Origin of the sequence: Streptomyces sp. 5K101, from assembly GCF_046506645.1 — a bacterium.
Taxonomy (GTDB): Bacteria; Actinomycetota; Actinomycetes; order Streptomycetales; family Streptomycetaceae; genus Streptomyces.
This window is the reverse complement of sequence record NZ_JBKFFO010000008.1, coordinates 300,609-316,024: the sequence shown is the minus strand read 5'-3', so window position 1 is coordinate 316,024 and position 15,416 is coordinate 300,609. Positions and strand designations below refer to the sequence as shown.

Sequence of the window (15,416 nt, the reverse complement as noted above, 5' to 3'; positions counted from 1 at the left end):
TCCCCGACTCCGTCCTCGCCGACTCGGTCCTCGCCGACTGTTCCACGCCGACTCGTCCACGCCACAGGGAGACACCGCCATGCCCAGAAACCGCCGGACGACGGCCGCCGCGCTCGCGGCGGCGGCCGCCACAGTGCTCCTCGCCTCGGCCTGTACCGGCTCCGCCGGGACCGAGGCCACCGACGACCCGAACGCGAAGACCACGCTGACCTTCTGGCACGGCTGGTCCGCGCCCGGCGAGGTCGCGGCGATCGAGGCCAACATCAAGGCGTTCGAGGACAAGCACCCCCATATCAGGGTCAAGGTCGTCAAGGACATCACCGACGACAAGCTCAACCAGGGCCTCCGTGCGGGCGGTTCCAGCGCCCCGGACGTCGTCTCGTCTTTCACCACCGACAACGTCGGCCGGTTCTGCTCCTCCAAGGCGCTCACCGACCTCAAGCCGTTCCTGGACGAGTCCGGCATCGACCCGCACAAGACGTTCCTGCCACAGATGGCGAGATACACCGAGCACGACGGCACCCGCTGCACGGTGCCGCTGCTGGGAGACGCGTACGGCCTCTACTACAACAAGACCGCGTTCGAGGAGGCCGGCATCAAGGCCCCGCCGAAGACGCTGTCCGAGTTCGACGCGGCGGTCAAGAAGCTCACCGAGCCCAAGGGCGACGGCTTCGCACGGCTCGGCTTCATGCCCCTGTACCTCGGATACGAGACCACGGTCGAGCACTACGGCGGCCAGTTCGGCATCCGGTACGTCGACACGGACGGAAAGTCGAACACGGCGCAGGACCCGGCCGTGAAGGCGATGCTGACCTGGCAGAAGAAGCTCGTGGACGACCTCGGCGGCTTCTCGAAGCTCAACCGTTTCCGCACCTCGCTCGGCGACGAGTGGGGTCCCAAGCACCCGTTCCACACCGGCCAGGTCGCCATGCAGCTCGACGGCGAGTGGCGCGGCAAGATGGCCTCCGACGCGAAGCTCCCCTTCGAGATCGGCGCGGCGCCCTTCCCCGTCCCCGACGACCAGGCGGGCGACTACGGCAAGGGCTACCTCTCCGGCACGATCCTCGGCATCGCGAGCAACAGCCCGAGGAAGAACGCCGCGTGGGAGCTGGTGAAGTACCTGTCCACCGACACCGACGCGGTCGTCTCCTTCGCCAACGCCATCCACAACGTGCCCTCCACCGTGGCGGCCCTGAAGTCACCGAAGCTGAGCAACGACCCCCTGTACCGCACGTTCGTCGACATCGCGCAGCACCCCAAGAGCTCGCACGCCCCCTCGTCCGTCAACGGCGGCGCCTTCCTGCTCACCCTCCAGGACCACGCCCAGAAGTACGAGAAGGGCACCGAGAAGGACCTGGACGCACTGCTGCGGAAGAACGACATCCAGGTCGACAAGGACAACGAGCAGGCCCGCTGATGACCACGGCCCACCTCGCACCGGCGGTGAGGGCCAGGCGCCGCCGCTCCGCGCTGCGCACCCTCGGCTTCCTGTCGCCCTGGCTCGTCGGCTTCGGCGTCTTCTTCGCCTACCCGCTGATCGCGACCGTCTACTTCTCCTTCATGGAGTACGACGGGTTCGCCCCGCCCTCCTTCGTGGGCCTGAGGAACTGGGTGTACGTCTTCCGGGACAACCCGTTTTTCTGGCCCGCGCTGGCCAACACCCTGTGGCTCGTCCTGGTGATGGTGACGCTCCGCGTCGTCTTCGGGCTGGGCATCGGCCTGCTCGTCACCCGGATCAGGACGGGCGCGGGCGTCTTCCGCACCCTGTTCTACCTGCCCTATCTGGCCCCACCGGTCGCGGCGACGATGTCGTTCGTCTTCCTGCTCAACCCCGGCACGGGCCCGGCCAACACCGTGCTGGGCGCGCTCGGGCTCGGGCAGCCGGAGTGGTTCAACAGCGCCGTCTGGTCCAAGCCCTCGCTCACGCTGCTCGCGCTGTGGGGCATCGGCGACCTGATGGTCATCTTCATGGCGTCGCTGCTGGACGTGCCCAAGGAGCAGTACGAGGCGGCCGAACTGGACGGCGCGAGCGCCTGGCAGCGCTTCCGTTTCGTGACGCTGCCCACCATCTCGCCGATCGTGCTCTTCGCGGTCGTCACCGGAGTGATCGCGACCATGCAGTACTACACCGAGCCCCTGGTGGCCGCGAAGGTCGCCAGCGGGGTGATCGGCGGCTCCGGACAGCACTTCGAGCCCGGCTACCCCGACAAGTCCACGCTCACCGTCCCGCAGGTCGTCTACAACCTGGGCTTCCAGCGCTTCGACACCGGAGCGGCGTGCGTGGTCGCGTTGGTGCTGTTCGCACTGGCCATGGTGTTCACGGCGTTCCTGATGCGCCGGCGCAGCGGCTTCCTGTCGCCGGAGGACTGAACGATGACCGGGACGACCACTCCCCTGCGCCCGCTCGCCCCGTCGGCGGCCGTGCCGCACGTGGGTACCGCCGCCCGGCGCTCCGCGCGCCGCAGGGCGGCTCTGGAATGGGTCGCCGTCCACGCGCTCGGCATCGCCGCCGCGCTGTTCTTCGTGCTCCCGTTCGTCTTCGTGTTCCTGACCGCCGTGATGAGCGACGACCAGGCGCTGACCCGCGACCTGTGGCCGCGCACCTGGGAGTGGGGCAACTTCGCCACCGTGTGGCGCACGCCCGGGTTCCTGACCTGGTGGCGCAACACGCTGCTGTACGCGGGGCTCGGCACGGTGCTCGCCGTGGCGAGCAGCCTTCCGGTGGCGTACGCGCTCGCCAGATTCCGCTTCCGCGGGCGCAACGTGATGATGATGCTGGTGATCGCGGCGATGATGCTGCCACCGCAGGTGATCATCGTGCCGATGTACCTGTTCTGGGCGAAGCAGATGGATCTCGCGGGCACGCTGTGGCCGCTGATCGTCCCGTTCGCCTTCGGCAACGCGTTCACGATCTTCCTGCTGCGGCAGTTCCTGCTGACGATTCCGCGCGAGTACATCGAGGCGGCGAGGATCGACGGCTGCGGCGAGTTCTGCGCGATGGTCCGCGTGGTGCTGCCGATGGCCAGGCCGGCGATCGCCGCCGCCGCGCTGTTCCACTTCTTCTCGTGCTGGAACGACTACTTCGGACCGCAGATCTACGCCTCCGAGAACCCGGCCGCCTGGACCCTGAGCTACGGCCTGGAGTCCTTCAAGGGCGCCCACCAGACGGACTGGAACCTGACCATGGCGGCCACGGTGCTGATCATGGCGCCGGTGATCGTGGTCTTCTTCTTCGCACAGAAGGCCTTCATCGAGGGCGTCACCCTGACCGGAGTGAAGGGCTGAGACATGAAACTCGCTGTTGTGGGGGGCGGTTCCACCTACACGCCCGAGCTGATCGACGGCTTCGCACGGATGCGCGAGACGCTGCCGGTCTCGGAGCTGGTGCTGATCGACCCCGACGCCGGCCGGCTCGAACTCGTCGGCGGCCTGGCCCGCCGGATCTTCGCCAAGCAGGACCACGACGGACGCATCGTCACCACCTCCGACCTGGACGGGGGCGTCGCCGACGCGGACGCGGTCCTGCTGCAGCTGCGCGTCGGCGGCCAGGCCGCCCGCGAACAGGACGAGACCTGGCCCCTGGAGTGCGGCTGCGTCGGCCAGGAGACGACGGGCGCGGGCGGTCTCGCCAAGGCGCTGCGCACCGTCCCGGTGGTGCTCGACATCGCCGAGCGCGTCCGTTGCGCCAACCCCGGCGCGTGGCTCATCGACTTCACCAACCCGGTCGGCATCGTGACGCGGGCGCTGCTCCAGGCCGGCCACCGGGCCGTGGGCCTGTGCAACGTCGCCATCGGACTCCAGCGCAAGTTCGCGCGGCTCCTCGACGTGGCCCCGGCCGACGTCCACCTCGACCACGTGGGGCTCAACCACCTCACCTGGGAGACCGGTGTGCGCCTCGGCGGCCCAGAGGGCGCGGACATGCTGCCCAAGCTGCTCGCCGAGCACGGCGACGCGATCGCCGACGACCTGCGGCTGCCGCGCCCGCTGCTGGACCGGCTCGGCGTCGTCCCCTCGTACTACCTGCGCTACTTCTACGCGCACGACGAGGTCGTGCGGGAGCTGCGCACCAAGCCGTCGCGGGCGGCGGAGGTGGCGGACATGGAGCGCCGGCTGCTCCGGATGTACGGCGACCCGGCCCTCGACGAGAAGCCGGAGCTGCTCGCCCGGCGCGGCGGCGCGTTCTACTCCGAGGCCGCCGTCGACCTCGCCGCGTCGCTGCTGGGCGGCGCGGGCAGCCCGGTGCAGGTGGTGAACACCTGGAACAAGGGCACGTTGCCGTTCCTGCCGGACGACGCGGTCGTCGAGGTGCAGGCCCGCGTCGGCACCGGCGGCGCGGTACCGCTGGCCGTGCCGGAGCTCGATCCGCTGTACGCGGGGCTGATCGCCGGTGTGACGGCGTACGAGGACCTGGCACTGGAGGCCGCGCTGCGCGGTGGACGCGACCGGGTCTTCAAGGCCCTGCTCGCCCACCCGCTGATCGGCCAGTACGCGTACGCGGAGAAGCTCACGGACCAGCTGATCGCGCACAACCGGGAGCACCTGGCGTGGGCGTGAGCGGCCTTCCCGGCAGACGCCCCGGTCCCGCGGCCCCGTCGGGGACCCCGTCCGCCGGACCGGACGGGGCCTCCCGCGGACCCGGCGGCGTGGTCCTCGCCATCGACGCGGGGAACAGCAAGACCGACGTCGCCTGCGTCGGCACCGGCGGGGCCGTCCTGGCGTCGGCCAGGGGGCCCGGCTTCCAGCCGCCGAGGGTCGGCGTCGCCGCGGCCGTCGACGCGCTCGCGTCGACCGTCGGCGAGGTGTTCGCCACGGCTCGGGCGGGCGGCACGCCGATCGGCGTCGCCGAGCACGTGTCGGCCTGCCTCGCCAACGCCGATCTGCCGGTGGAGGAGGCGGAGTTGACGGCGGCCCTGCACGCACGCGGGTGGGGGCGCACGACGCAGGTGCTCAACGACACCTTCGCAGTCCTGCGCGCCGGGGTCGACGAGCCGCGGGGCGTCGCCGTGGTGTGCGGCGCGGGCATCAACTGCGCGGGCCTGCTGCCGGACGGCCGCACGGCCCGCTTCCCGGCCATCGGGAGGCTCTCGGGTGACTGGGGCGGCGGGGCGGGACTCGCCGACGAGGCACTGTGGTTCGCGGCGCGCGCCGAGGACGGGCGGGGCGAGCCGACGGCGCTGGCACGCACGCTGCCCGCGCACTTCGGTCTCGACTCGATGTACGCGCTGATCGAGGCGCTGCACCTGGGCCGCATCCCGGCCGCGCGCAGACACGAGCTGACTCCGCTGTTGTTCGCCGCCGGCGCGGACGGCGATCCCGTGGCGCGCGGTCTGGTGCGCCGGCTCGCGGAGGAGGTGGTCGCGATGGCCACGGTGGCGCTGGGGCGGCTGGACCTTCTCGACGAGGAGGCGCCGCTGGTGCTGGGCGGCAGCGTGCTCGCCGCCCGACACCCCCAACTCGACGCGGACATCGCCGAACTGCTGGCCGTCAAGGCCCCGAAGGCGGTGGTGCGCGTCGTGACGGCGGCGCCGGTGCTGGGGGCGGCGCTGCTGGGTCTCGACCACGTCGCCGCGCCCCCCGAGGCACACCGCACCCTGCGGGACCGGTACGGGGGTTGAGGGACGCCGCCCGGACCGCGCCGCCGTCCGTTCCCTCCCCAGGCGGGGCGGGCGGCGCGGGGGGGGCTCGGCCGCGGGGCGGGCACGGCGGCCGCAGGATCACCCGTTCGGTGGGAACCGGACCGGGCCGGGAAGCGTATTCACTGTGGGGACAAGGGTGGGGGACGGGCCAGGCGCACGGCGCCGACCGGCGGCCCGGGGCGCGAAGAGTCGAACAAGATCCAGTCATTTGTGGTGTGAAGCAGTCCCCTGCGGCCATACTGCTGGCCGGGAGTTGTCCCAGGACCCGCCGGGGGGCGGGCCGTCGGCGACCGAGGGGGAGGTCACGTGACACACCCGCCGAATGTGCGCACCGTGCCTTCGCCGGCCGCGGCGCCCGTGCCCGTGCCCGCACGGCCTCCGGCAGGACCGGCGGCGCACGGCGGCGCGTGGGCCGAGGGAAGGCGGCGGCTGCGGGCCGCGGCGACGACCGAGCCGGGGCGGCTGCAGATCATCGGTGCCGTTCTCGCGGGGCTGATAATGCTATTCGGCGCGGTGACGGCGATGGAGGTCTCCGACCGGGCCGCTTCCGCCGACGACGTGGTGAGCCGGAGCCAGCCGCTCAGCGCCGACGCCGCCTCCCTGTACCGCTCGCTGGCCGACGCGGACACGGCGGCGTCGAGCGGTTTCCTCGCGGGCGCCGAGGAGCCCCGCGACGTCCACGAGAGGTACGAGAAGGACGTCGCGCGCGCGTCACGGCTGCTGGTCAAAGCCGCAACCTTCACCGAGAGTTCGAGCGAGTCGGGCCGTCAGATCGCCGAGCTGAACGAGTTGCTCCCGCGGTACACGGGCCTGATCGAGACCGCCCGCGCGAACAACAGGCTCGGCAGGCCGCTCGGCGGCGCGTATCTGCGCTTCGCCAACGAGCTGATGGCCAAGCACCTCCTGCCGGCCGCCCAGCGGCTGTACGACGCGGAGACGGCCCGGCTGGAGCAGGACGACGCGGACGCGCGCTTTTGGCCGGTGCTCTCGCTCGCGGCCGGCGCGGTCGCCTTCGTCGTGCTGCTGTGGGCCCAGCGGCGCAACTACCGCCGCACCAACCGGGTCTTCAATCAGGGGCTCCTCGCCGCCATTGCCGCGTCCACCGTGCTGCTGCTGTGGCTGGCGGTCGGGCACACGGTGGCCCGTGCCCAGCTGAACGACGCGAAGACGCACGGCCAGCAGTCCCTCAAGGTCCTGGGCGACGCCCGCATCAACTCCCTGAAGGCCCGGGCCAACGAGAACCTGACGCTGGTCGCCCGTGGCGCGGTGCTGACCGACGACGGCAAGAGCGACAAGTACGAGACGGAGTACGCCGGCGGCATGGTACGGCTCGGCGAACAGCTGACACGGGCGGAGAAGTTGGCCGACGACAGCGAGGGCCGCGATCCGGTGCAGGACGCCGTGCGGAGCATGTCGGAGTGGCAGACCCGCCACAAGGACGTGACCGAAACCGACAGGGCGGGCGACTACGACGGCGCGGTGCACAAGGTCATCGGCGGCAAGGGCTCCACGGACGAGTCGTTCGACCAGGTGGACAAGGCGCTGGAGAAGGCGCTGGCGCACGAGCAGCGGGAGTTCACCGAGGCCGCGGAGGACGCGCGCGGGGCGTTCGGCGGGCTGCCGGCCGGGGCGGCACTGCTGGCCGTTCTCGGGGCCGTGGCCGCGATCCTCGGCATCAACCGCAGGCTTTCGGAGTACCGGTGAGAGGGGGAGAGATGACGGACACCAGGTCGGGCTCGCGCCAGAGGCGCCCGAGCAGCCTGCGCGGCTGGGGCGGTGTGGCGGCCATGGCCGCCGCGTGCGCGCTGACCGCGGCCGTCACACTGCTGCCGCTGGCCCACGGCGGCGCGGACGCCCTCAGCCCCCAGCCCGCCGGTCAGGGCACGACGGTCCCCGGCCGGGCGGACGACTGCAAGGACCCGGAGGCGTCGCTGCGCCCGTCCGCGGCCGGCGGACCGGCCATCGACGCGATCAAGAAGCGGGGCAAACTGATCGTCGGCGTCGACCAGAACAGCTACCGCTGGGGCTACCGCAACCCGAGCGGCGGCCGGGAGAACGCAGACAATCCGGCCGCTCCGCCGAGCGGCGGCGCGGCGGGGTCGGGGGGACCCGGCGGCCGGACCGGCGGCGTCCTGGAGGGCTTCGACATCGATCTCGCCCGTGCCATCGCCGAGAACATCGTCGGCAGCAAGGACGCCGTCATCTTCCGCGCGATCCCGACCAACCAGCGCATCGCCGCCCTCGACAGCGGCGCGGTGGACATCGTCGTGCGCACCATGACGATCAACTGCGCCCGTATCGAGCAGGTCGCGTTCTCCACGGCGTACTTCCAGACCGGACAGCAGGTGCTCGCACCGAAGAGCTCACCGATCACCGGGTACGACACGTCCCTGGCGGGCAAGCGGGTGTGCTCGGCCGAGGGCTCGACGGCGTACGAGGCGCTGGAGGAGAACAGCTTCGGCGCCACCTTCACGGACGAGCACGACGGGCAGCCGGCCGACGAGGACCTGTACACCGTGCCGAACCAGCTGGACTGCCTCGTCAGGCTCCAGCAGGGCCTGGTCGACGCGATCGTCACGGACAACGCCCTGGCGGCCGGCCAGGCCGCCCAGGACCCGGCGGTCGAGCTCAAGGGCGGCAAGCCGTTCACCACCGAGTACTACGGCGTGGCCACCAAGCTGGGCAAGAACGACCTCGTGCGCCGGGTGAACCAGGTGCTCGTGGACTACCGCAAAGGGGCCTGGATGCAGTCGTACACGAAGTGGCTGGCCGCCGACCTGCCCGGCATAACCGCGCCGCCGGAGCCGAAGTACCGGGCGGAGTAGTCCGGGGCCGGTGAGCGGCGGCACGACAGCAGGAGCGGCAGGACGGGCACGGTCCGGGACGCGTCCGGGACCCGGAAGAGGTCGAAACGGTTCGGACCAGTGCCGATCAGTACGGAGACGAACGGAGAGGTGATCGATGGGCGTCGCGGGACCCTTCCCCGGCTCGGCGGGGACACCGCACGGGCCGGTGATGGACCGGGACGAGGTGGACCGTGCGCTGGCCCGGCTCGGCGCGGAGCACGAGGCGGTCGAGACCTCGCTCCTCGCCCTCCAGGACCACGCCGGGCGCCGTCTCCTCGAAGGGGCCGAGTTGACCGGCGTCACCAAGGAGCGCTGGGCCGCCGCCGAGCAGTCGATCACGCTCCTGTGGAACTGCTTCGACGCGTACACCGCCGCGCTGACGGACATCCGTGAGCTGCGCGCGCGCCGCCGCTGGTCCAGCCACGAGGACCTGGCCGAGCTGACCGAGCGGCTGCGCGGCCGCAGCGTGACGGTGCCCGGCCTGGCCGCGGCGCCGGCCCCGTCGCTCACCGGCCCCGCGCGACTCGCCGAGCAGTTCACGCTCGAGGAGCTGGTCGCCCGGATGAACGAGCTCTACGCGGCCGCGCTCGACATGGTCGTCGCCGCGGACGCGGTGTGGTCCGCGCTGCCCGCCCGGATAGACCTGCTCTCCGCCGAGTTGCAGCGCACCCGTTCGCTCGCCCATTCCGTGGGCGTCCGGCCCGGGGAGCACCCCTCCGGTGACGACCTGGAGGACATCACCCACGAGTTGTCGGCGCTGCGTTCCCAGGTGGTGTCCGACCCGCTCGCCTTCTGGCGCCCCGCGCCCGGCAGTTCGGCGCCGGGCGGCGGCCGCCCGGACACCGACCGCTACGACCGTGCGGCCCGCGCCCTGGAGGACGTGCGCCGGGAGATCGAGGCCGTCCTCCAGGTCCGGCAGGACTCGGAGGAGCGGCTGCTGAGGCTGCGCGACGTGCTCTCGCGCGCGGACCGGACGCTGACCGAGGCTCGCGCGGCACGCGGCGAGGTGCTGGCGAAGATCGCCGCGTCCGAGGTGCCCGCGGTCAGCGGGCCGCCCACGGCGCTCCAGGAGCGGCTGGTCACGGCCGCCGAGTACCGGCGGCACTCCCAGTGGCACCGGCTGTCGCCGCTGCTGGAATCGCTGGAGCGCGAGGCCGAGGACGAACTGCACCGGGCCAGGGAGTCGTTGACCGCGGTCACCGCACCGCTGGCCGTGCGCGCCGAGCTGCGCGGCCGGCTCGACGCCTACAAGGCCAAGATCGCCCGGCACGGCATGGCCGAGGACCCGCTGCTGATCGAGCGGTACGACGCGGCCCGGCGCATGCTGTGGAGCGCGCCGTGCGATCTGCGGGCCGCCGAGCAGGCGGTGCTGCGCTACCAGCAGGCCGCCGCCGAGGTGCTGGTGCCGCGCCAGGGCGGAGCGGAGCCCAGGGACCGCAGGAGGGATTCATGAGCGGGACGACGAACTGCCAACGACCCGACTGCGCGGGCTCGTACGAGGACATGGGCGGCGGTGAGATGTACTGCGACACGTGCGGGCTCGCGCCCGTCGTGTCCCCCACCGGCATGGTCGGCTCGCAGCCCACCGGCATCGCCGGCGGCGGCAGGGGCTCCGCGTCGGCGCGCAGCGGCTCGCGTTCCTCGCGGGCGTCGTCGCGTTCGTCGTCCTCGCGCCGCTCGGTGTCGGGCCGGCTGTCGCGTTCGCTGACCGACGGCAGTGCGTCGTCGCGCTCCGTCTCGGTGCGCAGCTCCGGTTCGTCCACCGCCTCCTCGGGCCGCGGCAGGCTGGGTGCGGGCCTGGTCGCCGTGCCGGAGGTGCCGCGGCCCGACCCGCGTACGGCGGTGATGGCCGACCCGGAGGTACCGGAGCGGAAGCGGTTCTGCTCGCGCTCGGACTGCGGGGCGCCGGTCGGTCGCGCGCGCGGTGACCGGCCCGCGCGCACGGAGGGCTTCTGCACCAAGTGCGGTCATCCGTACTCCTTCGTGCCCAAGCTCAAGAGCGGCGACATCGTGCACGGCCAGTACGAGGTGGTGGGCTGCCTGGCGCACGGCGGTCTCGGCTGGGTGTACCTGGCGGTGGACCGCGCCGTGTCCGACCGGTGGGTGGTCCTCAAGGGCCTGCTGGACACCGGCGACCAGGACGCCATGGCCGCGGCCATCTCGGAGCGCCGCTTCCTCGCCGAGATCGAGCACTCCAACATCGTCCGCATCTACAACTTCGTCGAGCACCTCGACCAGCGCACCGGTTCCCTCGACGGCTACATCGTCATGGAGTACGTGGGCGGCAAGTCGCTGAAGGAGATCGCCAACGGACGCCGCGGCCCGGACGGCCGGCGCGACCCGCTGCCGGTCGAGCAGGCGTGCGCGTACGGCATCGAGGCGCTCGAGGCACTCGGCCACCTGCACAGCAGGAACCTGCTCTACTGCGACTTCAAGGTCGACAACGCCATCCAGCAGCAGGACCAGCTCAAGCTGATCGACATGGGCGCGGTCCGCAGGATGGACGACCACGAGTCCGCCATCTACGGGACCGTCGGCTACCAGGCCCCCGAGGTCGCGGAGGTCGGCCCGTCGGTCGCCTCCGACCTGTACACCGTCGCGCGCACGCTCGCGGTGCTGACCTTCGACTTCCAGGGCTACACGAACGTGTTCGTGGACTGCCTGCCCGACCCGGAGCACATCCAGGTCTTCCGCACGTACGAGTCGTTCTACCGGCTGCTGGTGCGCGCCACCGACCCCGATCCGGGTCGCCGGTTCGCCTCGGCCCAGGAGATGGCCGAGCAGCTGACCGGGGTGCTGCGGGAGGTCGTGGCGATGCAGACGGGCCGGCCCCGCCCGGCGCTGTCGACCCTGTTCGGCCCCGAACCGCGCGTGACCGACACCGAGTTGTTCGCCGAGCTCGCCGAGGACGTCTCCGCGCTGGGCGCCCGTCCCGCCGCGGGCGCACGCCGCCCGAGGACCCGGGCGACGGGGACGTCTCCGGGAGTCGCCGCGGTGCCGCCTGCGGCTCCACCGGTGCCGTCGCCGCCCGGCGCGCCCGCGCCGCCGGCCGGCCCGCCCGGCCCCGCGGTCCTCGCCCCGGTGCCCGCCCAGCGCACCCCGGACGGCGCGGCCGCGCTCCCGGCGCTCGCGCCGCACCTCGCCGCGCTCGACACGTGCGGGGCGGCCCTGGCCCTGCCGGTCCCGCGCGTCGACCCGAGCGACCCGAACGCGGGCTTCCTCGCCGGCCTGATGGCCTCGGCCCCGGCTGAGCTGATCGCCGCGTTGCACGCGGCTGCGGCGAGTTCGCCGGAGACGCTGCTGCGCGAGGTGCGCGCCCGGCTGGAGATGGGCGATCTCGCCTCGGCGGCCGGGACGCTCGCCACCCTGGAGGGTTCGCGCCCGGACGACTGGCGCGTCGTCTGGTACCGGGGCGTCACCGCGCTGGTGACGGGCGATCACGAGGCGGCGGCGCTGTCGTTCGACGCGGTCTACGACGCCTTCCCGGGAGAGAGCGCGCCCAAGCTGGCGCTCGGCCTCTGCGCCGAGGTGCTCGGCCAGCTCGACAACGCCGCGGAGTACTACCGCCTGGTGTGGACGACTGACCCGAGCTTCGTCAGCGCCGCCTTCGGGCTCGCCCGCGTGCAGATCGCCGCGGGCGACCGTGCCGGGGCCGTACGGACGCTGGAGTCGGTCCCGGAGGCGTCGATCCACTACACGGCGGCGCGGGTGGCCGCCGTACGGGCCAGACTGCGTCGGCGCGCCGCGCACGAGCCGCTTCTGGGTGACCTGTCGGCGGCCGCCGCGCAGGTGGAGGCCCTGGGGAGCTTCGGTCTCGACCCGGTGCGACGCGAGAAGCTGGCCACCGAGGTGCTCGGGACGGCGCTCGACTGGGTACTCTCCGGAAGTCCCGGAGCCCTGCCGTCCGTTCCGACCGCACCCCCCGCGCCGAGCGCGAGCACACCGACCGTGCTGCTCGGCAGCGAACTGGACGAGCGCGGCCTGCGCTTCGGCCTGGAGCGCTCCTACCGGGTCCTGGCCCGGCTCGCCCAGCGCGGCGAGGAGCGGATCGAGCTGGTGGAGCGGGCCAACCGCTACCGCCCCCGAACGTGGGTGTGATTCATGGCGCAGATGCACCAGCCGGCCGACGGCACGGCCTGCCCGGGCTGCGAGGAGCCGGTGGAGCCCGGCGACCGGTTCTGCGGAGCCTGCGGGTACGACCTGTCGGCCGTGTCCGCGGCGTCGCCGGACCGCCCCACCCTGGTCATCGGGACACCGGTGGAGTGGCCGACCGCCACCGGCACCGACACGTCGGGCATGTCGCCGCGCACGCAGCAGCCGGGGGATCTGCCCGGCACCGACTCCGACGGCGGTGAGCTGTCGGGCCCCGGCGTCCGCTACGACACCCCGCCCTCCGGCGACTTCGAGCTGGCCGCCCCGGACCCGGCCAGGGCCGCGCCGGCCGACCCGCGCGCCACCGAACTCCCGCCCGCGCCGGGGACGTCGGGGGCGTCGGGGGCGTCGGGCAGCAAGCTGTGCGTGGCCTGCCGGTCGGGCCGCGTCGATCCCGACGGCTACTGCGAGCACTGCGGTCACGCCCAGCCGCGCGAACGCGACCACATGGAGCAGGAGCTGGAGTCGGTCGCCGCCGTCAGCGACCGCGGCCTGCGCCACCACCGCAACGAGGACGCGTTCGCGGTCTCCGCCACCTCCCTGCCGGACGGTTCGCCCGCCGTCGTCGCGGTCGTCTGCGACGGCGTCTCGTCGGCGACCCGCCCCGACGAGGCGTCGGCGGCGGCCGCTCACGCGGCCAGCGAGCAGCTCCTCGACGCGCTGCCGCGCGGCACCCACCCGCAGCAGGCCATGCACGAGGCGATCGTCGCCGCCGCCTCGGCGGTCAACTCCCTTGCCAAGGAAGACGGGAGCGACGACCCCGACCAGGGCAGCCGGCAGAACGCGCCGGCGTGCACGATCGTCAGCGCCGTCGCGGCCGGCGAACTGCTGGTCGTCGGCTGGGTGGGCGACAGCCGCGCCTACTGGGTGCCCGACGACCGCAGCGGCCCGCCCGCGCGGCTCACCGAGGACGACTCGTGGGCGGCGCAGATGGTCGCCGCCGGCCTGATGAACGAGGCCGAGGCGTACGCGGACGAGCGCGCGCACGCGATCACGGGCTGGCTGGGGGCCGACGCGTACGAACTGGACCCGCACACCGCGTTGTTCAAGCCGGACCGCTCGGGGGTGGTCGTGGTCTGCACCGACGGCCTGTGGAACTACGCGGAGGGCGCGGACGAGATGGCCCGGGCCGTCCCCGCCGACGCGGCTGAGCGGCCGTTGCACGGTGCCCAGGTGCTGGTCGGCCACGCCCTTGACGGCGGCGGCCACGACAACGTCACGGTGGCGGTGCTGCCGTTCGCGGTTCGGGCCGAAGGGGCGGGACCGGCCTGACCGAAGGCCGCCGCCGGCCCCACCTCCGGACCGCTCCGTCCCGGCCCGCGCCCGCAACCCGCTTCGCGCCCGTCCCGACCGTCCTGACCTGTCCGACATCTGCCCAGGTGGAGCCCCGAGGAGCCGATCCAGATGGCCGTTTTCGCCAAGTCCCAGGTACCGCAGTTCACGGTCGACGTCTACCAGAACGCATACCTTCCGGAGGGCGGCCGCGAGGTCAACGCGATCGTCACCGTGACCTCGACCGGTGGCGGCACCACGCGCGGCGTTCCGCTGCCCCGCGCGACGCCGACCCCCTCGTTCGTACCGGGCCCGGCGGCGCCGGCCGCCGGAGTCGTGATCATGGTGGACTGCTCCGGCTCCATGGACTACCCGCCGACGAAGATGCGCAACGCCCGCGACGCCACTGCCGCCGCGATCGACACGCTGCGCGACGGTGTCGCCTTCGCCGTGGTCGCGGGCACCCACAAGGCGGACGAGGTCTACCCGGGCGGCGGGCGGCTCGCCGTCGCCGATCCCGCCACCCGGGCCGAGGCGAAGGAGGCGCTGCGCCGGCTGAGCGCGGGCGGCGGCACCGCGATCGGCACCTGGCTGCGGCTGGCCGACCGGCTGCTCGCCTCCACGGACCTGGCCATCCGGCACGGCATCCTGCTCACCGACGGCCGGAACGAGCACGAGTCGCCACAGGACCTGCGGGCCGCGCTGGACGCGTGCGCTCGTCGGTTCACCTGCGATGCCCGCGGTGTCGGCACCGACTGGGAGGTCAAGGAGGTCACCGGTATCGCCTCCGCGCTGCTGGGCACGGCCGACATCGTCGCCGACCCCGGCGGCCTGGCCGCCCACTTCACGCGGATGATGGAGCACGCGATGGGCAAGGGGGTCGCGGACGTGGCGCTGCGGCTGTGGACGCCCGTCGGCGTGGAGATCGCGTTCGTCAAGCAGGTCGCGCCGACGGTCGAGGACCTGACCGGGCGGCGGACCGAGGCCGGCCCCCGGGCCGGCGACTATCCGACCGGTTCCTGGGGCGACGAGTCGCGCGACTACCACGTGTGCGTGCGGGTCCCTGCGGCGGGCACCGGCCAGGAGATGCTGGCCGCCCGTGTCTCGCTGATCGTGCCGGCGGCGGACGGCGGCGCGCCGGAGGTCCTGTCCCAGGGGCTCGTACGGGCGGTGTGGACGGACGACATGGTGGCGTCGACCTCGATCAATCCGCAGGTCGCGCACTACACCGGCCAGGCGGAACTGGCCCAGGTCATCCAGCAGGGTCTGGGCGCCCGCAAGGCGGGCGACGTGGACGGCGCGACGGCGAAACTGGGGCGTGCCGTGCAGCTCGCGGCGCGTTCCGGGAACGAGGACACTGCGAAACTGCTTTCGAAGGTGGTGGACGTCGTCGACGCGGCGACGGGTACTGTGCGGCTGAAGGCGAACGTCGCGGAAGCGGACGAGATGACTCTCGAGACGCGCTCCACCAAGACGGTTCGCGTGAAGAAGTAGACGAACGGCACGCACG

Annotated in this window: 11 protein-coding genes; all 11 read left to right on the top strand. The window is 72.9% G+C overall.

All coding sequences use genetic code 11. The annotated features are described in order from the left end of the window. The first annotated feature begins 79 nt into the window (after positions 1 to 79). The 11 genes from ACLB9X_RS18370 to ACLB9X_RS18320 all read left to right on the top strand — a co-directional run bounded on the left by ACLB9X_RS18370 (position 80) and on the right by ACLB9X_RS18320 (position 15,400). Entirely contained in the window at positions 80 to 1,417 is a 1,338-nt protein-coding gene (locus tag ACLB9X_RS18370; RefSeq protein ID WP_410361450.1) for an ABC transporter substrate-binding protein, read from the top strand. Continuing rightward, positions 1,417 to 2,370 (top strand): carbohydrate ABC transporter permease, encoded by a 954-nt coding sequence (locus ACLB9X_RS18365; protein WP_410361449.1) that lies wholly within the window; start codon positions 1,417 to 1,419, stop codon positions 2,368 to 2,370. Before ACLB9X_RS18370 ends, ACLB9X_RS18365 begins: the two co-directional genes overlap by 1 nt. Before the next feature lie 3 nt (positions 2,371 to 2,373). Beyond that, complete coding sequence (locus ACLB9X_RS18360; RefSeq protein ID WP_410361448.1) at positions 2,374 to 3,285, top strand: carbohydrate ABC transporter permease; 912 nt, start codon at positions 2,374 to 2,376, stop codon at positions 3,283 to 3,285. Positions 3,286 to 3,288: 3 nt separating this feature from the next. Further along, positions 3,289 to 4,554, top strand: a complete 1,266-nt coding sequence (locus ACLB9X_RS18355; RefSeq protein WP_410361447.1) for a 6-phospho-beta-glucosidase — start codon at positions 3,289 to 3,291, stop codon at positions 4,552 to 4,554. A gap of 89 nt (positions 4,555 to 4,643) precedes the next feature. Further along, positions 4,644 to 5,615 (top strand): N-acetylglucosamine kinase, encoded by a 972-nt coding sequence (locus ACLB9X_RS18350; RefSeq protein ID WP_410361446.1) that lies wholly within the window; start codon positions 4,644 to 4,646, stop codon positions 5,613 to 5,615. Between the two features lie 327 nt (positions 5,616 to 5,942). Beyond that, positions 5,943 to 7,340 carry a hypothetical protein gene (locus ACLB9X_RS18345; RefSeq protein WP_410361445.1) on the top strand — a complete coding sequence of 466 codons (1,398 nt, stop codon included), beginning with the start codon at positions 5,943 to 5,945 and terminating at the stop codon, positions 7,338 to 7,340. An 11-nt stretch (positions 7,341 to 7,351) separates the two neighbouring features. Beyond that, positions 7,352 to 8,461 (top strand): glutamate ABC transporter substrate-binding protein, encoded by a 1,110-nt coding sequence (locus tag ACLB9X_RS18340; protein WP_410361444.1) that lies wholly within the window; start codon positions 7,352 to 7,354, stop codon positions 8,459 to 8,461. Positions 8,462 to 8,597: 136 nt separating this feature from the next. Continuing rightward, on the top strand, positions 8,598 to 9,935 hold the full coding sequence (locus tag ACLB9X_RS18335) for a hypothetical protein (RefSeq protein ID WP_410361443.1): 1,338 nt from the start codon (positions 8,598 to 8,600) through the stop codon (positions 9,933 to 9,935). After that, positions 9,932 to 12,580 (top strand): tetratricopeptide repeat protein, encoded by a 2,649-nt coding sequence (locus tag ACLB9X_RS18330; protein ID WP_410361442.1) that lies wholly within the window; start codon positions 9,932 to 9,934, stop codon positions 12,578 to 12,580. Before ACLB9X_RS18335 ends, ACLB9X_RS18330 begins: the two co-directional genes overlap by 4 nt. Before the next feature lie 3 nt (positions 12,581 to 12,583). After that, positions 12,584 to 13,906, top strand: a complete 1,323-nt coding sequence (locus ACLB9X_RS18325) for a protein phosphatase 2C domain-containing protein (RefSeq protein ID WP_410361441.1) — start codon at positions 12,584 to 12,586, stop codon at positions 13,904 to 13,906. A 132-nt stretch (positions 13,907 to 14,038) separates the two neighbouring features. Then, positions 14,039 to 15,400 carry a vWA domain-containing protein gene (locus ACLB9X_RS18320; RefSeq protein WP_410361440.1) on the top strand — a complete coding sequence of 454 codons (1,362 nt, stop codon included), beginning with the start codon at positions 14,039 to 14,041 and terminating at the stop codon, positions 15,398 to 15,400. Positions 15,401 to 15,416 lie beyond the last annotated feature (16 nt).